Genomic DNA, 24018 nt, shown 5'->3' with positions numbered 1-24018 from the left:
TTGGCTAGATACATTTTTTGTATTTCTTTAATTCTATTTATTAGCTTTATAACTTTAATTTTAAGCATTGGCACTGCTCTAATTTTCCAACAATTTAGCCTGCTAATTCATATATTGATAGCGATAGTTGGCTTATTGATTGGTATCATGTATGTAGTACTCTTACTCCCAGCAGTTTATGCTTCAGGTACGTTTGGAAGCACAATTGTGAATATACTGGTTTTAGTCCTTATTATTGGAGGGGTTTATATTTTGCAGAAAACGACTTGGGGTCTATCGTTCATCGCTTGGATTGGTAATACTAATTCTTTCCTGCTAGTAATAACAAGCTGTATCTTAATTGCCGTAATATCAATCGTTTCAATGATAATTTCAACAAAAGTATATTCCAACACATTTAAGTAGTTAGGAGTTTGAACTATTATGACTAAAAAATTATATCATCAAATAGCTGTTGCTTTAGCAATAGTTTCAATTGTACTCGCAGTCGGGATACTAATTTGGGGAGAAAAAGGGACTGCTTTTATTGCAATTATTCCCGCCTTAATTGCAGATTTAATAGAACGTAAGGGAAAGAAAGCAAAATAAGTAAGCGTAAATCTATTGTTTGTTGAAAATATGCTTTTTGTTCTTAACTTTTGAATATTAGAAAGACATTAGCTGAGTATAAAAGTGCCTTTCTAATTTATGTTCTATTGGAATAATTAATTGGGAATATTCTACAAAAGTTTACCAAAGTAAGTTATTGAGTAGTGTGAACTTTTAGTATTTATCAACTCAATTCATATATTTTAGAAGTGAAACTCATATCATTCATTTGAAGTTAGTTGAAACTTATTGAAGCACTAGTTTCAGAAAAGCGAGAAGACACCTGATATTAAAGTCTTTTGAAATATAGTTAAACCAGATCTTAAGCAGGTTCGTAACGCTTCACGATTTAGTAAGCGCTATTTACTAATTCTTAGTGTATTGCATTATTTATTATAATAATTATCAAAGGTAGGATTATGACAAAAATTGAATTAACACGTTTTCGTATTAAAAAAGGTAAAGAATTAAGAGCACAGGAATGGATGGATTTTTTAAATAAACATCATCAAGATACTGTGGCAACAATGGCTGGAGAAAGAATGTATATTGAGACTGTATTTAAAGAGAAAAGTTCGGATGGTTACACATACTTTTATTGGTATTCTATGCAAGGAGAAGGAGGAAATGCAGTCGAAGATTCGGATAGTTATATTGATCAAAAACACTTAGAATATTGGGACGAGTGTATAGATACTGCATATAGGCCAGTGGATATGAAAGTGATGGAAAAACTAGTAGCACCTAAAATTAACAGCATTATAGATGCTGATTAAGTGAAAATGTTAGGCTGCTTGAATAAAAGAAGAATGAAAAACGTCAGATTCTAGTCTGACGTTTTTATTATTTGATTTTTATTCATATCTTAAAGCAGTGATTGGATCTAGTTTTGCTGCTCGTTTGGCTGGTAACGTACCTGCTAAAAAGGTAATTAGACTGATAATGCCAATAATTAGTAAACTGCTTGACCAGTTGAATTGAATTAAAGTAAAGCCATCTAGACCTTTTAAGAATGATTTAGCAGCAAAATTGTTTAAGGCATTGCCTAAACCCATTGCTAGTAGTAATCCCAATGAAGAGCCAAGCAAACCAATTAAGATTGCTTCACAGCTAAAAATGGAAAATACTTTACCCTTGCTGAGCCCTAATGCCTTCATAAGACCAATTTCTTTTGTACGATCTCTCACTGACATGTACAGAGTATTGATTACTCCAAAGCTGGCAGCTACCAATGCGATAGCTCCAAAAACGATTAAAACCCCAGTGACTGCGTTGAATGTTAGAAAAAGTTCATTGACTGCTTCCTTAAGAGTCATACCCGAATATCCTTTTTTAGTTAGATTATCCTCAATTTTTTTAATACTGCTAGCACTCTTGTTAATAGGGGTAGCCATAACACTGGTATACTTATCTTTTAATGCTTGCGGAAGTCCTTTTTGGTTGGCTGAAACTATTTTTTGTCCTAAGCCATTACTGTAGATAGCAAAACCTTTTGATACTATACTATCATTTCTTATTCCAACAACCGTAGCAGATATTTTTGCTCTTTTCTTAGTAAGGGGTGATTTTGTGACTAAAGTTACTTTTTTACCAAGAGCATCTTGAGCATTTTTGAAGCCGTAGGATTTAACCATTGGTTTAGTGATTAGAATCTGAGATTTTTTTCCGCTAGTAGCAACTTGGTGACCAACTTTTAAGTCGTAGTTGATCCCTTCGGTTATTTGCGCAATTATAAGATATTTAGTTTTATTAGGCCCTTGGACATAGTCAACATCACAGTCCTTTAACGCTTTAAAATCTTTTAAGCCTTTAACTGATTTGATTTTTTTAACGTCGTTTTTGTCCATCATACCATCAGCGTTTTGACTGCTCTTCTTGGTATTATATTTTTGAGGTTCATTCGTATCTTGACTGGAACTCCCAGGCAAAATAGACATTTGCTCAGTTTTACCTACATTACCGACCTGCTTTTTCAAATAATCATTAACACCATTATTAATACCCATAGTAAAGGCAATAGTTAAGGAGCCAATGAAAACGGCTATAATTGTTAGGAATGTTCTCCCTTTATTGTGCCATAAGTTTGTAGCCGCAGAATATAGAATATCATGGAATCTCATTGCTGTATTCCTCCCACTATTTGACCATCTTTAATCTGAACCTGACGTGCACATTTTTTTGCTAAATCAGGATCGTGAGTAACAATTATTAAGGTAATGTTTTTTTCTTGATGTAGTTTAAATAAAATATTTTCAATATTTTCGCTAGTAGCTGAATCCAAGTTTCCTGTCGGCTCATCTGCAAAAATGATTTGGGGATCATTGACTAAGGCCCGCGCAATACAAACACGCTGCTTTTGACCCCCTGACAAGTCACTTGCTTTATTTTTAACTTTACTTTCTAAACCAACTGCTTTGATGGCTGCCAATGCCTTTGATCTGCGTTCTTTTCCTGTAATTCCACCTATTTTTAAAGGAAGCATCACATTTTCTAACACGCTATCTTGAGCATTTAAGAAAAATTGTTGAAAAACAAAGCCAAAGGTCTGATTGCGCAGCTTATTTAATGCTTTATTTTTAATTTTACTTGTGGGTTCATTATTTAAAAAGACGCTGCCAGTAGTAGGGTGGTCGAGGAGTGCCAAGATGTGCATTAAAGTAGACTTGCCTGAACCACTTTTGCCAATGATAGCAACCGAATCACCTTTGTTAATCTGTAAATTAATTCCTCGTAAGGCTTCAAATTTGGTTGCTCCTTTGCCATAGGTGCGGGTTACCTCATGGGTTTCAAGTAAACTCATAGATTCTCCTTCTTTCATGTATTACTGTAATACATATATAATACACCATGATTAAAAAAAGGCAAATATTTTTTAAAAATTTTTCAGACTAAGCAAACCATGATTCCATAATTTTTATCTCTGGTTTTTCAAAGTTAATTTGTGTAAGTGTACCATAAGGTAGAGCGGTCCTTGGATAAGCGTGGCCAATATTTACATTATATAAAATTGGTGTATTGAACTTAGCAGTTTCTTCCAACAAGATTTGTTTATATTCTGCAAAATACTTTTTATCTTGAGGTTTGCCTACTAAAATTGCGCGAACATTTCCTAAAATACCAACTTCTTCTAATTTAGCTAATTCTTGACGATAAAGTTGAGGAGCTGGTTTTTCTTCACATGTTTCTATGAAAAGTATTTTATCTTTGGCTTCTTCCGGTGTGAGTATAAGCTGATACTGGTTAATAACTGATGGTTCGTCTGGATATCGATTTGTTGTTAAGTCATCATAAAGGCTGTCAATGCAGCCACCCCATAGTCTACCTCGAACTTTTCCATGGCCACGTAAAACTTCATAACCGGTGTCTTTGTGGCTTATTCTTTCTTTACCAATTTGTTTAATTGAGAAATCAGTTCTTTCTTCATACCAGTTTTCACTTGCAGGAATCAGAGTAACCGGTGGATTTTCAAAATAATGTATTAAAGTCTTTTTTGTATAAGGTAAAAGTTCATTAGCCAGTTCTGCAAAATCAGTTAAAAAGCTCGGTCCATAGAATGTTTGCAAGCCCATTTTGTAAAACATTAGATGATTATTCGTAGTATCAGAGAAGCCACTAAATAACTTGGGATGATCACAGACAGTTTTTTTAAATTCCTGATCTGCCATTAAATAGGGCAAAGTTCTGTAAGTGTCATCCCCGCCAATAGCAGCAAAAATACTTTTAATTTCTGGATCTAGAAATGCTGCTTTTAAATCGGCGGCACGTTCGGCTGGATGACTTTTAACATAAGTGCTACCTGAAAGGGCATGTGGCATAAATACAGGATTTAAGCCAAGTTGTTTCATGTGCTTGATTCCTTGTTTTAGTTCATGGGAAGCAAAACTTTCACCTAGAGTACCATCTGATAAACTAACGATTGCTACTTTTTCACCTACATGTAATTGCTTGGGTTTTATTAGCATAGATTGCTCATCTTCTTTCTAAATGAACTTCAATTTTATTAATAATACAATAAAAATTTACTCTTAAAAACCTTTTTAACGAGATCAAAATATTAAAGTAGAATAGATGAGCTTGATTAACATAATTTAAATAAAAACTTTTAGTAATGACCTGAAAGCTTTCCGGTTAAGCTCTCCAAATTTTTATAAAATATAATATTGGAGATAGGACGAAATAATTATAGTAATGGCAATTCCAAGTCGCCTACTAGATGGAGTAGTCTTAACTTTTATCAAGAAAAATATTCTCTATAGCCGTAATATAACTGACCAAGTTAAAATAGATTTTTTTGTATTTCCGAGTCCGCTATTTATCTTCTTCTAAGAAGATTGAAGAAGAACAGATTTTTATCAAGTTATGCTAAATCCTTTCAAGTAAGAACTAAATTAAAACTAATTAAAAAAGCCTCTAATTTGAGTCATCAATTGACTGCAGATGGTAAAGCAATTAAGTACAAAGGTTCAAAGCCTTATGAAAACTTTATCAAAATAATTCCAAGAAAAATTTTCTTCTGGCAGATTCAACTGAAGGAATTATTACTATTAAATAAAATTTATACCCGTTGTCTGTTATATGCAAATTGAGTCCTAAACGCCAAATAGCTTTCAGGGCTATTTTTTATATCTATATATTTCATATAGGAAATGATACAAGTTACACAAAGATTTACAAAACGGGCAGATTGTGCTTTTTTTAATAATTAAATATAAAAATATGTCGCCTCTATGTACATGCATACTAGAGAAAGCGATTACCTGGTGCTAAGATGGATTAATTAGGAGATGAAATTATGAAATTAGAAAAAGCTATGACAATTCTTGGTTGGATTGCTTCTATTACAGCTATCATAATGTATGTGTCTTATATACCGCAAATTATTAACAATTTACATGGTGTTAAGGGTAGTCCTATTCAGCCATTAGCAACGGCAATTAATACATTTTTATGGGTAATTTATGCCTTGTTTAAAAAAGATCGTGATATTCCTTTAGCTGCTTGCAACGCTGCAGGGGTTGTTTTTGGATTAATCACATTTTTTACTGCACTATAATTTTGTTAAAGTTTGAGAGGTAAGAAAATGGTAAAAATTAAGATTACTAATCCACAAGAAAAGATTAAAATTCCAGTTCCAGTTAAATTTTCGGTCCCTGATGATATAACAGGGAATTATTGGGTTGTTAAAAATAATTCTGGAAAGACTTGTGTAGCACAGAGGTTACATAATGATTCAGAGCATAATTTTGTCGCTATTGTCAATTTCTCTGGCTCTGAAGAAGAATTATCTTTTGATCACGAAATTGAGGAGGATAAAGTTAAAGGTATTAAAGAGATGCCTACAGCTAAAGAAAATGATGCTTATGTACATTTAAATACTGGTAAGTTTGATTTTGAACTTTGTCGTGGTACTGCTCAAGGTGAAGGTTCATCTAAATGGGGCTTACGACATTTCATGGCCGTGGATGAAAAACGGGATTTGCTGCCATCAGGAAATAATGCCATGGGTGGCTTTTATGGTCCCTTCTTCACTCCTGATAATGGTTTGATCAATCCGGCTGAACATTTAATTGTAGATATCAAACCAATTGAAAATGGTCCTGTTATGAAAGAGTACCGTTTATCAGGCAGAATACCAGACGGTTTAAAACCGGAATTACACGGAAAGCGTTTTGCTTTGGACTGGTCCTTTTATTACGATGTTCCTTTCTTTTCGCGCGTTTACCATGTAGATCATTTTCAAACCACAGTTAATCAGCGCTCTATTGTGGACAAAATCACTGTCGGTGATGAATTTGAAAGCGGGATTGGACAATTAGTATTTGATCGCTTTGCCACTTATGACGGTGTATGGTATCGCGAAGGAGATCCATATTCTGGTCAACTGGCAAATAAAGTACAAGTGTTAGTTCATGATGGTCAAAAACGGAGTGATCGGTTTGAAGATTTTAGAAAGCAACTTACCAGCAATATGGCTAATGCACATTGGGACCTGTATTGGCACTTATTCTCTGTTTGGGAAAATGCATTATCTCAAGATGAAATAGAGACTAATTTGCATGATGTGCGTCAGAAAGCTTTTGTATTGGCTGAGTTGAATGATCGTCCGTGGTTATTTAGTGCTGATCCTGTCAATGTGAGTGCAGTTAAGGATCAGACTGTCTTTGCTGGGCCCGCAACTAAGAGTGCTGAAATTAATACTCAAACCGGTCAGGCCATGGTTTGGCAAACTGAACATGCTTCGAATGCTTTTCAAATTGTTCAGAGACCACAATCTGGCTGGCAAAATTGGGGAACTAATGCAGAAAATGAGTGTCCCTCACTACCAGTTGGTAGTTTGATTCATACTGCGTATGGACCTTACCAGAATAATTGGCGTGAGGTAGCAGATAGTTTGGAAGCCTTAGCTGATGTAAGAGCAGAAGTAGAGTAAAACAAGTTTAAAATTTATGAGCCAAAAAATTCAAGAAATCCTGCTATTTAAGCTAGATTTCTTGGCTTTTTTATAATTTAAATGTGCTCTAAACATATTTAAAAGATATTTGGCAAAATCTAAATTTTAAATAATACTTTGCAAAAGAAAAGAAGCTATTTAAAACATATAGTGCAAACACTATAAGCATAAAAATAGCCAAAAATTGCCAGTTCCTGTATACTAATGTTAAGCTTTTATGGGGAAGAGGATGTTTAGTTTAGAAATAAAATTTTTAAACTAAAGACAATTTTTTAAAAAACGTTGTTAATTAACAACTAATTTTTAATAATCATGTAAGCAGAAAACTTCGGATAAATATCAGAGGCTTTCTGTTTTTTTAAAATAAACTAATTATTGTCTTTAATGCATGAATCAAGTTTAGCTTTTTATAAATGGCTCAATTACGATAAATATGGCTTTTCTATTCAAACAGCTTAATTGTAAATTTAATCGAATAATGGAGGAGATAGCATGTCCCAAAAATCAGAACTACTATTCAAATTAACCCCCGAGTCCGGTTTAACTGATGCTGAGATAGAAAAAAAGCGCAGTGAATTTGGCCCTAATGAATTGCTTGAAAAACAAGCTGTTCCACTATATAAAAAAATATGGCATCATCTAAAAGATATTTCGTCCTTAGTCCTTTTATTGGCGATAGTATTAGCGACGTATTTGGCTGTTTTTCAAAACGGTGGCTGGACCAAGACAATTGTAATTAGCCTGATTTTAATAATTAATGTTGTAATTGGCTTGTATCAGGAAGCTTCAGCCGAAAAATCACTGGCGGCTTTGAAGGCAATGAGTTTGCCAACGGCTAATGGTAGAAGAAATAATCATGATATTACAGTAGCTGCATCCGAATTAGTGCCAGGTGATTTAATCTATTTAAACACCGGTGATCAGGTACCAGCGGATGCTGTAGTATTAAAAGAAACTAACTTAACTGTTGATGAAGCAATTTTAACTGGTGAAAGTTTGCCCGTTTCGAAAACATGTTATCGTCTCAAAGGCCATTTATCTGACGATGAACGCGTTTATTCTGCCACAGCTGTTGTTGGTGGTAGAGCCTTGGTTCAAGTTTCAGCAATCGGAATGGCAACAGAGCTCGGCAAAATTGCCAACCTTTTGAATAAAACTCAAAAAAGAGCAACTCCTTTGCAGGGCAAACTGGATCATTTATCAAAATGGATGACAGCTTTCGCTGGTCTAGGTGGTCTGATAATTTTTGTTTTAAGCATGGGTATGCAGAATAAGACTTTAGCAGACAGCTTAATGATTGGACTTTCCTTAGCAGTTGCGGCTGTTCCCGAAACCTTGCCAATTATTGTGACAATCAGTTTATCTCGCGGTGTCAAAAAAATGGCTGATCGTAATGCTATTATTAGACACATTGGTGCTGTGGAGACTATCGGTAACGTGGATGTTATTGCTACTGACAAAACTGGCACTTTAACTCAAAATAAAATGACCATTACTAAATATTGGACACCTGAAACGGGTATTAAGAAAGCGACTGATTTACCTAAAGGCGGACAAAATTTATTGAAAATGCTAGGGTTAGCTAACAATGCCAAAATTATGGAAAAAGATGGCTCGGAAGAAGTTGTTGGCGATGCTACCGAAGTTGCGATTGTAAACTGGTTACACCAACAGGGCAGCTCGCGGCAAGAGCTGGAAAATGAAGCACCTCGTATAGCAGAAGATCCGTTTGATTCTAATAAAAAAATGATGACGACGGTTCATCGCTTAACTGATGGACGTCAATTAGTAATCGTTAAAGGTGCCTGGGACAGGCTGCACTTAGATAAAAAAGAACCAGTTAAATCTGGTCAAAAAGCTCATGATGATTTTGCTAAAAATGCGTTAAGAGTATTAGCAGTTGGGTATAAGGTAATAGCTTCTAATGCGGATCCAACTGATTGGGCTAAAAATAATTCCAATTTAAAACTTGCTGGTATGATTGGTTTAATTGATCCACCCCGTCCTGAAGTATCCAGAGCTGTTACTAAAGCAAAACAAGCTGGCATTAAGACTGTAATGATTACTGGGGATCATCTTGTAACTGCCAAAGCAATAGCTAGAGAAATAGGAATTTTAGACTCTAACCAAAAAGCAATCACAGGGTCAGAATTACAAAAAATGACGGATTCTGAACTGAAAGATTGTATTAAAGATATAAGAGTTTTTGCTCGTGTTTCTCCCAGTGACAAAATCAGAATAGTTCAAGCTTGGCAAGATCTTGATAAAACAGTTGCAATGACAGGCGATGGCGTGAACGATGCACCGGCTCTTAAAGCAGCGGATGTTGGAATTGCGATGGGCATGACAGGTACAGAAGTGGCAAAAGAAGCTGCTGACATGATTTTGACTGACGATAATTTTGCTACAATTATTAAAGCTGTGACTGAGGGCAGAACGGTTTATCAAAATATTATTAAGGCGGTTGAATTCTTAATTGGTGTCAATTTCGCCCAAATTTTCTTAATGGTTATTAGTACAATTATAGGTTGGGGTGCACCACTTTTAGCAGAACAATTGTTAATTATTAATGTACTTGCCGATGGAATACCTGGATTTTTTATCAGTAAAGAGCCTGGTGAACCAAACATAATGGATCAAAACCCGATAGGTAATGATGAAAGCATTCTTGGGCGTGGATTAATGCAAAGGATGATTATCCGTGCGGTTACTTTTACGATTTTAACATTGAGCGTTTATGCCTATGGCAGATTTATTCTTTCAACTAACAATCCACAAGTTGGGATGACACTGGTCTTTCTAGTATTAGCACTAGGATCTATGATTGATATCTACGCTATTAAAGATTCTCAACCAATCACTGTGCAAACATTTAAATCCAATAAAATGCTTAATTGGGGACTATTACTAAGCATGATACTAGTTTTATCACTGACACTCTTACCTCGTTTGCGACAATTTTTGCACTTTGCCTTGCTACCCGTTCAGGGCTGGCTGGTCGTTTTGATTGGTAGTTTAATTCCTGTTTTTGTTTTGGAAATGAATAAACGTTTGACTAATAACATTAAAATGGAAGTAGAAAAAAATAGTTGCTAAAGAATTGATTTCAAAATAAGCCTTGAAAGCTGTCTAACTTTCAAGGCTTATTTTTTTCATTATTGATAAAAATTTTTTTATAGTTAAAAAATTAATTATTGTTGACATATAATTGTAATAAAGTTACAATTTTGTTACAAATTATTATTATAGTTTATTTTTGAGGTTAAAAAATGAAACACAAGTATTTTAGAACAATTTTATGTTCTGCAGCCATCCTTTTTTCTTTTACAACATTAACCACTTTAACCGTGACCAAAGCAGAAAGTACTGATACTGCTAAGCCAGCAGCAGTTAGTCCTGCAACCGACCCGGGTATGACCGTTACGCCTGCTAAACGGTTTTCTAAAGAAGGTTACGTATTTAAATTAGCTAGGAATGCAACTGTTTATCACGAAGTTAATGATTTCGTTAGTCATACTTCTAAGCCGTTTGGCAAAAGCTGGGTTAAGAAAATGGCAGATAAAAATATAAAATTTAAGATTACTGAATTTGGTACCGGTAGGGTTGAATTGGTCGCTCACATAGTTGATCAAAGTGGCAAAAATCAAGGCTGGGTTACCTTCTTTAACGGTGATCTTTATAACATATATGCTAAGAGAAAAGCTTTACAGCCACTGATCAAAGCTGAGTTAAAAGTCATGGATTCACAGTTTGAAGGCAAAAAGCCATCACTAATTCAAACTAAAAATGAGGCTAAAAAGCTACACGGTCAAAACAAAAAAATTGCCAATAAATCAATAAAGGAAATAAAAGACTGGTTTGCTGATAAAGGTGATTTATCGTATACACAATATCCGTCACTATTAGTTGGTAAATAGTTGTTGTTTATAAAAATGCGTGTAAAAGTATCAAACTTTTACACGAATTTTGTTTCAAATAGAACAATTAAAAGACTAATAATTCAAATCAACTGGTAATAAATTTTAAGCTAAAGCTTTTTGTCTTTTAGTTTCTAACACTTTAAAGTCGTGTTGAATAGGCTGTGTGATTTTAGTGGTTGTATCAGAATCCAAAACAAATTTTGTCATTGTTGGGCAATCCTCTGGTTGAATGTATAAACTTCTGTCTGAAACATCATATCCTGCCCAGTAACCTGAATAATCACATTTGTCTTCACCTTCCTGAAGATGCTCTAATCCCCGCGGAATCATGACGGATTTGAATACATTATACAGTTGAGGAATTCCCTGATCAGAATGGAATGGTGCTAAAAATTTAGAAATAAATGTACCACGAACAAAACGTGATGGAGCAGTATAGTCACCGGGTAAACCTAATAATCCAGAACCACTTTCAATTTGTTTAATGTCTAGCTGATCGCTTATTTGGTGATGACCCAAATTGTGATTAGTTAAATGTAAGTAATTCCGCAAATTGTCAAGATGCCAAGGATATTCCGGACTATTGGTCATTACACCGATACCGTCGTATATTTTAAATGCGCCGTTATTAACCGGTTCTAAAATTACGCTCTTACCACTTGGATCACAGAAAGTGTAATGCATTGGAATTGGAGTAGGGATGCCTGTGTCTGCATTTTCCCAATCAGGATAATTCGTTTTCTCTTGACCAAGATGCTTAAAAGCTTCTTTTATTTCAGCGATACTGCCAAAATTACTTAAAACATATGCGACAACTTCTTCGCCAATTATAGGTTTTAATCCGCGCTTTTTAAGACTTTCTACTGTATCCCAAGAAGCCTCTTCCAAGAATTGTGCATCACCAACTATACCTGCACTATTTATACCATCATTAAAGAAAAGTGAATCATTGACGTTGATACCCATAAACGGATATTTGGTCGTCCAGCTTTGGTGCAAACCCTTTAATTCATAGTTTGCAGGAAAAGTAGTCATTTTGCTATCCGCACTAGGTTTAAAGGGATCAAATGTAAAGTCCATAGTCCGTCCCCAAAATATGTCACCACTATCAGATTTAATTGCAATAGTTGTACACATGCTTAATACCTCCCAATTATTTGTTTTGCCTTTTTAAGGGTAATCTAATTTTATCATATTTTTTAAATATCGATAAAAAATAACTTTTGTAAATAAGAAGTACTAGTTCATAGGTGTTTAGCAGTAAAAAAATAAATTAATGCCAATTTCCTGCTACAAAAAATTGTTATCTTAATGTTAATTACAGTCACTTAATAAATATTCGAAAGAATAAAATGACTAAGACTAATGTTAAATTTACTTATTTTATTGTTATAGTCAATTTTTTTAACTCAAATTTTGCGGGACAAGCTAACGCAACTCATTTTTGATAGGTTGTTCAGGAATTATTTTACTTTTGATGTTATCTAAAGTTATGAATAAGTTAATAATCTATCGTAATAAAAAGTGTGTGGGAAAAAAGTGCTCTTTGAAGTTAAATTAAAAAATTTCACAATTTAAAAAGGCTGACAAATCAACGTTTTATTGACGTGATTTGTCAGCCTTTTTAGTTAAGTTAGAGTTTTTTCCCAGACACTTTCGTATCAGAGAAAAATTTACAAACTATCTTGAATATTGTCGGCTAGGTAATTGTATAACATGCCCGCCTTTAGATCCTTAGTATCAATTCCCAGAGCTTCTGCAATTGCATATGCAAACGCCCAAGCAGTTGCCGGACCGCGACTAGTAATGACTTTATATTCGTCATCAGTTACAGTAATATCTTCCTTGAAGTGACCGCTTGGTGCATCCTTTTTGGTTTGTTTTTCAAACCCGGGATAACATGTATAATAAGCCTCAGCTATAACGCCATAACGGGCAAGAGCAATGGGGGCAGCACACATTGCGGCATCCCATTGGTTAGCGTTATGCCGTTTTATCATCAGATCTGCCAGTTTTTTATTATCACGTAAATTTTCTGCTCCGATTGTTCCACCTGGAAGAGCTACTAGGTCATAATCCAATAGACTATCGTCAACAGTTTTATCACAGGTAAGTTTGATATTGTGTGCACCATTTACCGTTGTACTAGTAAGCCCAACCATATCAGCTTGAATACCTAAGCGTCGTAATACATCAATAACGCTTAAACCTTCAACTTCTTCACAACCATCGGCAAAAATCACAGCTACTTTTTTCATTTGTTTTACCTCACAATTCTTTTACTTTATTATAAACTAGCTTAATTCTAGGTAAAATAATAAATCAGTTAATTTATTTAAATGTAAAGTTGGACGTGGACTAATTGGCATTTTTACTTTCTTGGGCGCTAGCCAAAGAGAATCCAGGTTAGCATTTTCGGCACCCTGAATTTCATCGACTAAGTTTGTCCCAATTACAAGACAAGTGGCTGGCGTCAGATTCTGCTGCTGCAATATTGTTATCAAAACCTTCTTATTTGGAAACTTACATGCAAAATCGTCTTTAAAATAAACTGCGGAAAAATAATTTATTAGCTCTGTATTTTGCATGCGGTATGAAGCCACATCTTTTTTCTCTTTCGTCAGCAAAACCAAGTTAACTTTGTTTTTCACCTCATCTAAAAAGGGCACTACATCTTTATTTAACTGATCTTGTTTTTGCAACTGGTTATAAAAAGTGCCTTTCGCAGAAATCCAGTCATTTTTAAAGAATTCCTGCAAAGTTAATTTAATGCGCTCATCAAATCCTAGTAATTTAATCTTTTCTTGTAATGAATTATATTGTATGCGCTCAGCTGGACCATATTCTCTGCCAGTTAATTTCAAAGTTTGCCTAAGTGCATTTTGTTCTGCAACTTTTTCGTTTAATAAGCTTCCTTCAAGAATAAAAATTAAAGTTTCATATTTTGCCAAGTGTACTTTTCCTTTCATTAACTAACCCTCTGCATTATAACGATTAGCTAAGCTAAATTAAATACAAATATTCATGAACACGTTTTTACTCATAATTTTCTGAGTTCTCACAAAGCCACCTACGTTGTTTTATTATTTTTACTATAGTTCAAGAAATTGTAATTAATATGTTAAAAATTATTGTGTTTTACGAAAATTGTGATACTATTTAGACAAATATCTAATTAGATATTTATCTAAATAGAAAGGAAAAGAAACTAATGTGAGTTTTGAGTCTAGTTTTAATGCCTTGTCAGATCCAGTGCGCCGCAAAATATTGCAGCTTTTAAAAAATGGACCAATGTCGGCAGGAGATATTGCTAATCATTTTAATATGACTAAAGCTACTATTTCATACCATCTTAATATGCTGAAAAAGGCTGATTTAATTGAAGAGGAACACGAAAAAAACTTTATTTATTATTCGCTAAATACTTCTATTATAGAAGAAATTATGGGTTGGCTTGTTGATCTGAAAGGAGATCATGATGAAAAAGAATAGTATTCGTCAAACAGAATTAATCTCGCTTTTGCTAATCTTATTTCCAATTTTGACCGGAGCATTTTTATATAATCGTTTGCCGCAAAAAATGGCCACACACTTTGGGATGACTGATATGCCAAATGCTTTTAGCAATAAATTATGGGTTATTATTGGTCTGCCTTTTTTGGGAATTATGCTTCAAGTAATGGTTTTTTTTATATTACACAATCAAAAAGAAACCAAAAATCTTGATTTTAAGATAGTTAATATTACCCTTTGGCTTGTTCCTGTTATTACTAATATCGTAAATCTGTCACTTTATGCCTATGCACTGGGTCATAAAGTAAAAGGCTCCTTTATGCTTAGTGCTTTTTTGGGACTGTTCTTTATTATTTTTGGTAATTATCTGCCTAAAGTTAGTCCCAATCATGTCGTTGGCATTAAATTACCATGGACTTTGAATAATACGGAAAATTGGCGTAAAACACACAGATTTGCCGGATGGATCTTTTTTATCAGCGGCATTGTTCTGCTTCTAACTTCTTATTGGGAAATGTATTGGTCGATTATATCCGTTACTATTATAGTTATTTTACTTCCAACTTGTTACTCATATCTGTTGAGTAAGAAAGGATATTAAGTAACTTAAGAAACTGAGAGATGAATTTAAAACAAAATATTTATTTTAGAGAAGAATTGGCTTTATTATCGACTAAAGTTAATTCTTTTTTGTGTGCAAAAACTATAATGTGTCAGTAATTATTAGTTAGAGACTAATTTGTTAAATCAAACTTCATTATTAAATAGACAATTGGTCAGAATTAAAATACCTGCTTAAATTATTTTTCAAGAGCATTATAATAGAAATTAACTTTTAAAAGGGAGTTAATTTGAATGGCAGCTATTTTTTCACTAATCTTTATATTAATAGGGGGCGTAGCCAGCGGTTTGTTGTCGTCAGTGGCTTCAATGGCTTCTCTTGCTTCATATCCGGTATTGCTAGCAGTTGGTATTCCGCCAGTTTATGCCAATGTCACAAATGATGCTGCCTTGATTTGGACAAGTATTGGTTCGACTATTTCTTCAACAAAGGAGCTTAAGGGACATTGGCACCAAGTGGCCTTTTACTCTATATTTACTATTGTAGGTTCTTTAATTGGATGTCGTTTATTGTTAGCTTTTCCATCTAGTGTTTTTGAAAAAGTGGTACCAATTTTTATTGCTGGCTCGGGTGTTATGGTAATTGTTTCAGGTAAGCATCATAGTTTAGAACCGCATAAAAGACCACTTTGGCAGGAAATTTTTTATATTGCTGCATTATTAGGGATGGGTGTTTACACCGGCTATTTTGGAGCCGCCGGTGGTGTAATTGTGCTAGTTTTATTAACTTATATTACTGATGAAAAGTTTATAGTTGTCAATGCAATTAAAAATGTCATCTGTGGACTAGCTAATCTTGTTGCTCTAATAGTTTTTATTTTTACTTCTCGAATATACTGGATGCAGGCAATTCCTCTTGCTATTGGGATGTTTATTGGCGGTTATTTAGGAATGGATATTTTGCGTAAAGTTCCAGCCAAATATGTTCGTATCTTTATTGCAGCACTAGCATTTATTCAGGCTGGGTATTTCTTTTATAAGGCATATATGTTATAGTTTAAAGCACGTTAAATGAAAGGAGAATGCAAAATGGCAACAGAAATTTATATTGTCCGTCATGGCGAAACAATGTTTAACCAGTTAAACAAAGTTCAGGGATGGTGTGATTCTCCGCTGACAGTCAAGGGCATTAATGACCTAAAGGTAACTGCAAATGCCTTGAGCCAAGTTCATTTTGACAACATGTATTCTTCCGATTTGAAGCGTGCGATTGATACGGTTCACTTAATGAAGGACGCCAACCAGGTTTCAGAAATTGGCAAGATTAAAAAATTGCCAGAATTTCGGGAAGTATTTTTCGGTTCTTTTGAAGGTGATGATATAGAGGAAACTTGGAATGAAGTTGCACTGGCAGCAGGTATTGGTCCGCAAACAGATGTAACCAAAATTATCAATCAAGTAGGAATTTATGAATTTCGTGAAGCTACTAAAAAGGCGGATCCACGTCATTTGGCAGAGAATAAAAAAGAGCTGGATGAACGGATGGTTAGGGCGATTAACGTTCTCCATGATCTGACTAAAAATGAAAAAAGAGTTTTAATAGTGTCCCATGGTGATTTTATCAAAACTTTAGCCATTAAATATTGGAACCAAAGTGATGGCCTCCATGATATTGTTTTTCCTAATAATGGTAGTGTTACTAGGGGAATAATTCGTGATAACGGTGATTTTGAAATTGTAGATTATAATGTAAATGCTGAAGATATGTAAAGTCCTGCTTAAAAGTAGGGCTTTTTTCACCTTTAGGGTTTGAAAGGAAAAAATATGAAAGATCATACTACAAAAAAATTTGCCTATGTAACTGCACTTAATGTTGTTATTACAGTTGCAGAATTTATTGGTGGTTTCGTATCAGGTTCTTTATCTTTATTATCTGATGCGGTACACAATCTTAGCGATGTCGGTGCAATAATTATTTCGTTTGTGGCACATATCATTAGCAATAGACGCAGTAATAAGCGAAAAACTTTTGGCTATGACAGGGCTGAAACTTTGGCTGCCTTTACCAACGGTATTATTCTAATTTTAATTAGTATTGTTTTATTTGTGGAAGCTATTGAAAGATTTTGGAAACCAACCAAAATCAGTGGCGGCATAATGCTAGTTGTTGCAATTATTGGTTTGATTTCAAATGTAGTTTCAATGTTGGTAATGCATCAAGGTGGACAGCAAAATCTAAATGTGCGATCCACTTTTATGCATATGCTTAGTGATGCTCTTTCCAGTGTAGCAGTTGTAATTGGTGCCATTTTTATTTATTATTGGAACATTAGCTGGATTGATCCGGTGATGACTTTATTAGTGTCGGTCTTCGTTTTTCACGAAGCTTGTGAAATAACAGAAAAGGCAGCAAATGTGCTAATGGAATCTAATCCTGACATCGATCTGGATGAAGTTAATAAGATAGTTTTATCTTTTCCTGAAATAAAAAATATTCATCATGTACATGTGTGGCGTTATAGCGATCGTTATGTCATGCTTGATGCACACGTCAATGTTGATGCTGATTTAACAGCTGGTAAATTTGAATTTTTAACGCAACAAATTAGTGCAAAATTACAAAAATTAGGAATTAACCATATCAATTTTCAAGCAGAATGTGAACGAGGAAAAAATGATAAAATGATTGTAACTGATCGTAGTCAAGAGTAACCAGGAGAATGAAAAATTTGAAAGTAAGTATTTTTACTGCCGTTATTGTTTTGATAGTAGGCTTATATGATATTGCTTATGCTTACAACAGACGTTACCGCAACCATAATCACGGAGTAACTCCTTTTATGATATTGGGCGTGATTTTTACAATTAGCGGCTTAGTTTTAATAATTATGCACTGGGTGAAATAAAATGGTCAAATTAGTGCTTGTAAGACACGGTGAAAGTACTGCTAATAAAGCCAATGTTTACACGGGCTGGAATGATGTTGCTCTAACTGAGAAGGGTCGAAAGCAAGCTAAAATGGCCGGCAATCTGATTAAGAGTATTACCGATTTTCACCCTACTCATATTCACACATCAGTGTTAATGAGGGCAATCATTACAGCAAATATAGTTGCAGATATTTGTAATGTTTTATATTTGCCGATTACCAAAACTTGGCGTTTGAATGAAAGGCACTATGGCAATTTACGAGGCATTAATAAAGACGAATCACGTAAAATTTTTGGTAAAGAACAGGTACTAGAATGGCGGCGAGGTTTTTATGCGATTCCACCTGAAGGTAAAAATGTAACATCCAGGCGCTATGCTAATTTCGATCCGCACTTTTTGCCGCAAGCTGAAAGTCTTTACCAAACACAACAGCGTGTTATGCCTTATTACTATGACAATGTTGCTAGCAGATTAAAAAAGTCTGAAGATCAATTAATCGTCGCTCACGGTTCGAGTTTACGAGCGCTAATTAAAAAGTTGGAAAATATTGATGATCAAGAGATTATTAATCTTGAAGTTCCAAATGCACAGCCAATAGTTTATACATTTGATCCGCAAATGAAAATTGTTGACAAAAAGATTTTACGTTGCTTTTAGTTCATAGTAAGGATTTCTACAAATGTATGTTAAAATTTATTACGATATCATTTAAAATTTACATTCTTAGTTTGGAGTAGAGGCATGCGTAAAATATTTTTATTACGAGGCGCACCCGGCTCCGGTAAATCTTCATTTATTGCTCGTCATCACTTACAGCCATATGCAATTAGTCGTGATCAAATTAGATTGTTGTTGGCGAATTTAACCTATTATTATGAAGAAGATACCGATTGCTTACACCAAGTAATTCCGCGTTATGCAAATGAGCAAACGGAAAAAGTGGTGGATTACCTCGTAGAAGAAAAAATGAAACGTGGCGAAACGGTTATTGTAGATAGTACGCATATCTTTGCGGAGAATATTGAGCATTATCAACCCTGGGTCGAACGTTATCGTTATGAGCTATTTGTTGTTGATTTAATGTATCACAAGAGCTTGCGTAGTTTATTAAATCGCAACGAAGTTCGCAGGCAATATGATTGGGTAAAGCCTGATGTGATTAGGGAAATGTTTTTATCTTACCAGGATAATCTGGATGTGCCTGAATGGGCTCACGTTATAAATCCCAATCAATTGGGCAGAGCACTTTCACAAAAAGAGAGCAATCTGGATCATTTTGCTCATGTGATTGCAGTTCCTGATCAAGTGACTGAAGACAATTTTCCCCATGTACACATTTCGAATTTCTATTTTTCGTTTAACGATTTGTTTACCGAAAAGTATGGTACCTACCGCAATGTGGTTACGATTGGGAAAACTAAAGAAGAGGTAGTCAATGACTTTCGATTGCCATTTTTTGTTTTTAAGTTTCATCACAAACATTTTTTAATTTCGGCTTTTCCAATTCGAAATGAAATGCTTGATCCGATTAAAAAAGTTAAAAGTGTGTGGTCGTACTCTACTGGTCTGGCTAATCCAGCGGATTTCTTGGAATCATTTCCGCAAAGCCGTCCGCAGCATGTGCACCAATTTAATTTATGCAAGTTGCATCCCGATAGACTGCTACATATTTGGTAATAAACTTAAGAAGAGTTTCATTCTTATGAAACTCTTTTAGTTTGTTTTTGCTTTTTGGACAGGCATTGCTGGTAATAAAAAAAGAAGTATAATAAGTTTATTGACTTTTGATAGCGCTTTTAAAAAGGAACAGATAAAAATGAAAATTAAAGAACTCAAGCAAGAATTTAGTAATATTTATCATCAAGAACCAACCGGCTGTTATTTTTCACCTGGTAGAATTAACTTAATTGGTGAACATACTGACTATAATGGTGGTCATGTGTTTCCTTGCGCAATATCTTTAGGAATCTATGGTGCAGCTAGTCCCCGTGATGACGCGAGATTTTGCTTTTATTCTGCCAATTTTGCAGATATGGGAGTAGTAGAAACTGATATGCACCAGTTACAGTTTGCCAAAGAAGATTCATGGGCAAACTATGCAAAAGGGATGCTGCACTTTATGCTCGAAAATGGGGCAAAAATTGAGCATGGACTTAACATTTACATTAATGGCAATATTCCTGATGGTGCTGGTTTATCTTCGTCTGCAGCCCTAGAAATGTTAATTGGTATTTTATTGCAGGACCAGTTTAAACTAACTTTTTCTAAGTTAGAAATTGTTAAAATGGGAGTCAAAACCGAAAACGACTTTATTGGCGTTAATTCTGGCATTATGGATCAATATGCAGTTGCTATGAGTAAAAAAGATCACGCCATTCTGCTTGATACTGAAAAGGTGGAGTCTGAGCTGGTACCACTTGACTTGAAAGACAATGTCATTGTTATTATGAATACTAACAAGAAACGGACCTTAGCGGACTCAAAATATAATGAGCGCAGAGCTGAATGCGAAAAGGGTCTGCACTTTTTGCAGGAGAAACTGTCAATTCAATCGCTTGGTGAATTGGATAATTTAACTTTTGATGAGCATAGCTATCTTTTGCCAACAGAAAACCTGCTGAAACGCTGCCGCCACGCAGTCTGGGAAAATGAACGTACATTAAATGCCGAAAAAGCACTGCAAAAGGGTGATTTAAATGAGTTTGGTCACTTAATGAATGCCTCACACGTCTCTTTAGAATATGACTATGAAGTGACGGGGAAAGAACTTGATACATTGGTTCATACTGCCTGGAAGCAACCTGGAATTTTGGGTGCAAGAATGACTGGTGCCGGCTTTGGCGGCTGTGCGATAGCTTTGGTTGCCAAAAATAAGGTTGCAGCTTTTAAAAAGAATGTCGCAGATAGCTATCAAGAACAAATAGGCTATTTGCCCTCATTTTATATTGCAGAAACAGCTGATGGTACAAAAGTTTTATGATGTTGGAAAGTTGAGATGGATAAAACGAATCTGATTGAGAATTTCATTACGCAAGTTATTGCCCACAGCGATTTTACAGAACTTGATCGTATTTATTTGAGAAATAGAATTTTGGCCCTTGTTGGTGATGAAGCTAGAAAATTTAAAACTAACAAAAAAGATCTTTTAGACCTTAAAGACGAATTGGTTAAAGTTGCTCAAATAACAGGTAAATGTGCTAAAGCTAATTCAGCGGAAGACATTTTAGGTGCACAGCTGTTAAATTTCATTGTGCCTAGACCTAGTGTAGTGAACCAGAAATTTTGGAGTACTTATAAAGAATCACCCCAAAAAGCGATAGCTGATTTTTACCAATTGGGTAAAGATAGTAATTATATTAAAACTAGAGCTATTGCAAAAAATATTTATTTTACAACAGCAAGTAAATATGGTGATCTTGAAATTACAATTAATCTTTCCAAACCGGAAAAGGATCCCAAAGAAATTGCAGCAGCCAAAAAAGCCAACACAAATTCATACCCAAAGTGTCAGTTGTGTATGGAGAATGAGGGTTACCTGGGTCATGTAAATTATCCTGCGCGCACCAATCACCGTATCATTCGCTTTCATTTAGGAGATGAAACTTGGGGTTTTCAATATTCTCCTTATGCCTATTTTAATGAGCACTGCATTTTCTTAGCGCCAAAGCATGAACCGATGGTAATCAATAAACAGACTTTTGCTAATTTGCTGACGATTGTGGCTAAATTCCCGGGCTATTTTGTTGGTAGCAATGCGGACTTGCCAATTGTGGGCGGCTCAATTTTAGCACATGAACATTATCAGGGAGGCAAGCATTGCTTTCCGATGGAAAAAGCACCAATTGATAAAAAAATTAATTTTAAGGGATTTGATGATGTCGAAGCAGGTATCGTCAAGTGGCCCATGTCTGTAATCCGTTTAAGCGGTCTGAATAAAAATAGTTTGATCAAATTAGCAAATAAAATTTTAATAAACTGGCGCAATTATAGTGATGAAAAAGTAGCAGTCCGAGCATTTACGGACAGTATCCCCCACCATACTATTACCCCAATTGCTCGTTTACATGGACAAACTTATGAACTTGATTTAGTTCTCAGAGACAATCAGACTTCAGATAAATATCCTGATGGAATTTTCCATCCCCATGCTGATGTACAACACATTAAAAAGGAAAATATCGGCTTAATTGAAGTAATGGGATTAGCGGTTTTTCCGCCGCGCTTGAAGCCAGAGTTGCTTGAGGTTAAAAAATTTTTGCTTGACCAGCCTAACAGAATTGCACCGATCCACCTTGACTGGGCTAAGGAAATTAGCAGTAAGTATGAAATAACAAATACAAATGTGGATCAAATTTTGCAAAAAGAATTAGGTCTTGTTTTTGCTCGTGTCTTAGAAGATGCAGGAGTTTTCAAGCAAACCGCTGATGGTAAAGCAGCCTTTATGCGTTTTGTTAAGGAGGTCGGGCTAAATTAAATTTTGGCTTTTGTTTAAAAGATCCATATGAGCAAAATAAAACAATTTCCTATAAAAAATAGGTAAATTTTTTGTAACTTTTTTGGCACACCATTTATTTGATAATTAATGTTATATCTGATATAGTATTCAAAGATATATTATTATGAGGATGGTGCAAATGCTAAGCCGAACCAAAAAATTTGTTCTGATTATTTTAATTATTTATCTTCTTTTGATTACCTGGCAATTTGTAACGGCTGCTAAAGATGGGGCAGGATTAATTCCAGCAAACGGCAAAGCAGTTGACATTTCTGTAATGCTTTTCTTTTCCATTCAGCCGAATGGCTGGAATGAAAATATCATAAGTTTAGTTATGATGTTGGCATTCGTTCCCACTTTTGGAACAGGTCTCATAATCTATTTTAAAAATAATAATATGTTCGGCGCTGTTCAGCAAAGAGTCGGCTATCATAAATTTCTGAAAACCGGGGTCATTAACTCCTTTGTTGTTGGATTTCTGTTTTCTTTAATAACTAATATCTACCAGTTAGCATTGATTAGTGTATTTTATTATCCGTTTTTCTTTAAAACCAGACCTCTAAAATTATATATTGGTGCCAGACCAGGATATTTTTCTACTAACCAATTAATCGATTTATGTTCGTACGTTATATTAGCTGCTGTTGGTTGGGGTATTTTTGCTATTTTAATTTTCAGCATTGGTCTTTTTGTTTCAAAAAATAGTATTTATTTAGTTTTAGGTCCGTGTGTGGGTTTAGGTCTGACTTTATTGTCAATTTTAATATCCATGGGCAGTAAATTTTGGCTTTTTGTCTCGTATTCGTGGTTTCCATTTGCTGTACTTGCACCAGGTCAGTTTGCGTTAGGATCCCGCTTGCCGCCGATTAATTCCTATTTGCTTTTTATGGTAGTGGCGCTGCTTTATTTGTTATTTGCGGCTTACCTAATTAAATTATGGCAGCAGCAGAAAAGAAGGCTGGGCTGATTATGCGTTTAAAGCGAATATCCCACAGACTTGTTTTAATTGGTTTTATCATATTTTTTATAGGATTAATAGGAAGCATTATTCTGATAAAAACAGGTTCACCAGAAACTATGGAATTGCCAAATGAATATCTCAATTTTCACTTGGTATCGTTGTATTTGCAGCCAGCAGTCTTTTTGCTTCTCTATAACCAGATACTTACTTTTCGCAACATCAACGTGTTTGTAACGGTGAGAAGAAAGAATAAGTGGATGATGTTTCACTTAATGGTACTGGCTGCAATTTATTGCTTATTATTTGTATTAGGATTATTTGGTCCCTATTTATTAACTAGTTACCCTCTATTTAAATTTGGCAGCCCTATTTTGGGCACTGAACTCATAATACTGCATGTATTTGTTTTTTTACTTCTGCTTTGGTTACTAGTCGGAGGCTACAACTGGCATAGACCATATTTATTATTGTTAATAGTCATACTCATAGACTTAATTTACCATTACTATATAGAGAAGAATATTTTGGTTAGTTATAGTCCTTTGTATGACGAATTATATCGAGCTATTCATGAAATTTATGGTGGCTTTTAAGGAGA

25 protein-coding genes are annotated in these 24018 nt (G+C 34.7%); 19 read left to right on the top strand and 6 right to left on the bottom strand.

Going from position 1 to position 24018, the window contains the following annotated elements; genetic code table 11:
* The 3 genes from JF76_RS07185 to JF76_RS07180 all read left to right on the top strand — a co-directional run.
* Positions 1 to 405, top strand: a 405-nt coding sequence (locus JF76_RS07185; RefSeq protein WP_045928440.1) for an ABC-2 transporter permease, incomplete at its 5' end; no start/stop codon positions are given.
* A gap of 18 nt (positions 406 to 423) precedes the next feature.
* Positions 424 to 588 (top strand): hypothetical protein, encoded by a 165-nt coding sequence (locus JF76_RS10240; protein ID WP_156962766.1) that lies wholly within the window; start codon positions 424 to 426, stop codon positions 586 to 588.
* A 419-nt stretch (positions 589 to 1007) separates the two neighbouring features.
* The gene (locus tag JF76_RS07180) at positions 1008 to 1364 is read left to right on the top strand and encodes a DUF6176 family protein (protein WP_045928439.1); all 357 of its coding nucleotides are present in this window, start codon (positions 1008 to 1010) and stop codon (positions 1362 to 1364) included.
* 78 nt (positions 1365 to 1442) lie between these two features.
* Here JF76_RS07180 and JF76_RS07175 read toward each other — a convergent pair whose 3' ends face one another.
* The 3 genes from JF76_RS07175 to JF76_RS07165 form a co-directional block, all read right to left on the bottom strand.
* Positions 1443 to 2708, bottom strand: coding sequence for an ABC transporter permease (locus tag JF76_RS07175; RefSeq protein ID WP_045928438.1), 1266 nt, complete (start codon positions 2706 to 2708; stop codon positions 1443 to 1445).
* A complete protein-coding gene (locus JF76_RS07170) occupies positions 2705 to 3388 on the bottom strand; it encodes an ABC transporter ATP-binding protein (RefSeq protein ID WP_045928437.1) in 684 nt (227 codons plus the stop codon). Before JF76_RS07170 ends, JF76_RS07175 begins: the two co-directional genes overlap by 4 nt.
* 88 nt (positions 3389 to 3476) lie before the next feature.
* Positions 3477 to 4550, bottom strand: a complete 1074-nt coding sequence (locus JF76_RS07165) for a S66 family peptidase (RefSeq protein ID WP_045928436.1) — start codon at positions 4548 to 4550, stop codon at positions 3477 to 3479.
* A gap of 830 nt (positions 4551 to 5380) precedes the next feature.
* Between JF76_RS07165 and JF76_RS07155 the strand changes: the two genes are divergently transcribed.
* The 4 genes from JF76_RS07155 (at position 5381) to JF76_RS07140 (ending at position 10956) form a co-directional block, all read left to right on the top strand.
* Positions 5381 to 5641, top strand: a complete 261-nt coding sequence (locus JF76_RS07155; protein WP_045928434.1) for a SemiSWEET family transporter — start codon at positions 5381 to 5383, stop codon at positions 5639 to 5641.
* Between the two features lie 27 nt (positions 5642 to 5668).
* On the top strand, positions 5669 to 7018 hold the full coding sequence (locus JF76_RS07150) for a hypothetical protein (protein WP_045928433.1): 1350 nt from the start codon (positions 5669 to 5671) through the stop codon (positions 7016 to 7018).
* 513 nt (positions 7019 to 7531) lie between these two features.
* Entirely contained in the window at positions 7532 to 10135 is a 2604-nt protein-coding gene (locus JF76_RS07145) for a cation-translocating P-type ATPase (protein WP_045928432.1), read from the top strand.
* Between the two features lie 173 nt (positions 10136 to 10308).
* On the top strand, positions 10309 to 10956 hold the full coding sequence (locus JF76_RS07140) for a hypothetical protein (protein ID WP_045928431.1): 648 nt from the start codon (positions 10309 to 10311) through the stop codon (positions 10954 to 10956).
* A gap of 105 nt (positions 10957 to 11061) precedes the next feature.
* On the opposite strand, the gene JF76_RS07135 is transcribed toward JF76_RS07140, so the two are convergent.
* From JF76_RS07135 to JF76_RS07125, 3 genes are all read right to left on the bottom strand, one after another.
* Positions 11062 to 12096, bottom strand: a complete 1035-nt coding sequence (locus JF76_RS07135; RefSeq protein WP_045928430.1) for a linear amide C-N hydrolase — start codon at positions 12094 to 12096, stop codon at positions 11062 to 11064.
* A gap of 536 nt (positions 12097 to 12632) precedes the next feature.
* Positions 12633 to 13217: a DJ-1 family glyoxalase III gene (locus tag JF76_RS07130; RefSeq protein ID WP_045928429.1), complete on the bottom strand. Its 585-nt coding sequence runs from the start codon at positions 13215 to 13217 to the stop codon at positions 12633 to 12635.
* 36 nt (positions 13218 to 13253) lie between these two features.
* A complete protein-coding gene (locus JF76_RS07125; protein ID WP_045928973.1) occupies positions 13254 to 13910 on the bottom strand; it encodes an HAD family hydrolase in 657 nt (218 codons plus the stop codon).
* 262 nt (positions 13911 to 14172) lie between these two features.
* Here JF76_RS07125 and JF76_RS07120 point away from each other — a divergent pair, with 262 nt between their 5' ends.
* The 12 genes from JF76_RS07120 to JF76_RS07065 all read left to right on the top strand — a co-directional run bounded on the left by JF76_RS07120 (position 14173) and on the right by JF76_RS07065 (position 24013).
* Entirely contained in the window at positions 14173 to 14451 is a 279-nt protein-coding gene (locus JF76_RS07120) for an autorepressor SdpR family transcription factor (RefSeq protein ID WP_045928428.1), read from the top strand.
* Positions 14438 to 15073, top strand: a complete 636-nt coding sequence (locus tag JF76_RS07115; protein ID WP_045928427.1) for an SdpI family protein — start codon at positions 14438 to 14440, stop codon at positions 15071 to 15073. The genes JF76_RS07120 and JF76_RS07115 overlap by 14 nt, the downstream gene beginning before the upstream one ends.
* Positions 15074 to 15327: 254 nt before the next feature.
* Positions 15328 to 16089, top strand: a complete 762-nt coding sequence (locus JF76_RS07110) for a sulfite exporter TauE/SafE family protein (protein WP_045928426.1) — start codon at positions 15328 to 15330, stop codon at positions 16087 to 16089.
* Between the two features lie 33 nt (positions 16090 to 16122).
* Positions 16123 to 16803, top strand: a complete 681-nt coding sequence (locus JF76_RS07105) for a histidine phosphatase family protein (protein ID WP_045928425.1) — start codon at positions 16123 to 16125, stop codon at positions 16801 to 16803.
* 54 nt (positions 16804 to 16857) lie between these two features.
* Positions 16858 to 17745 carry a cation diffusion facilitator family transporter gene (locus JF76_RS07100; protein WP_045928424.1) on the top strand — a complete coding sequence of 296 codons (888 nt, stop codon included), beginning with the start codon at positions 16858 to 16860 and terminating at the stop codon, positions 17743 to 17745.
* 8 nt (positions 17746 to 17753) lie between these two features.
* Positions 17754 to 17939 carry a hypothetical protein gene (locus JF76_RS07095; protein ID WP_045928423.1) on the top strand — a complete coding sequence of 62 codons (186 nt, stop codon included), beginning with the start codon at positions 17754 to 17756 and terminating at the stop codon, positions 17937 to 17939.
* Position 17940: 1 nt separating this feature from the next.
* A complete protein-coding gene (locus tag JF76_RS07090) occupies positions 17941 to 18621 on the top strand; it encodes a 2,3-bisphosphoglycerate-dependent phosphoglycerate mutase (protein ID WP_045928422.1) in 681 nt (226 codons plus the stop codon).
* A gap of 84 nt (positions 18622 to 18705) precedes the next feature.
* Positions 18706 to 19641: an AAA family ATPase gene (locus tag JF76_RS07085; RefSeq protein WP_045928421.1), complete on the top strand. Its 936-nt coding sequence runs from the start codon at positions 18706 to 18708 to the stop codon at positions 19639 to 19641.
* A 139-nt stretch (positions 19642 to 19780) separates the two neighbouring features.
* Positions 19781 to 20944, top strand: a complete 1164-nt coding sequence (locus JF76_RS07080; protein WP_045928420.1) for a galactokinase — start codon at positions 19781 to 19783, stop codon at positions 20942 to 20944.
* Between the two features lie 15 nt (positions 20945 to 20959).
* A complete protein-coding gene (locus JF76_RS07075) occupies positions 20960 to 22438 on the top strand; it encodes a UDP-glucose--hexose-1-phosphate uridylyltransferase (protein ID WP_045928419.1) in 1479 nt (492 codons plus the stop codon).
* Positions 22439 to 22598: 160 nt separating this feature from the next.
* Positions 22599 to 23426: a hypothetical protein gene (locus JF76_RS07070; RefSeq protein WP_052697094.1), complete on the top strand. Its 828-nt coding sequence runs from the start codon at positions 22599 to 22601 to the stop codon at positions 23424 to 23426.
* 2 nt (positions 23427 to 23428) lie between these two features.
* Positions 23429 to 24013: a hypothetical protein gene (locus JF76_RS07065; protein WP_045928418.1), complete on the top strand. Its 585-nt coding sequence runs from the start codon at positions 23429 to 23431 to the stop codon at positions 24011 to 24013.
* Positions 24014 to 24018: the final 5 nt, after the last annotated feature.

This window comes from Lactobacillus kullabergensis (genome assembly GCF_000967195.1).
Classification (GTDB): domain Bacteria; phylum Bacillota; class Bacilli; order Lactobacillales; family Lactobacillaceae; genus Lactobacillus; species Lactobacillus kullabergensis.
The sequence above is the reverse complement of the archived record's forward strand: the minus strand, read 5'-3'. Positions and strand labels throughout refer to the sequence as shown.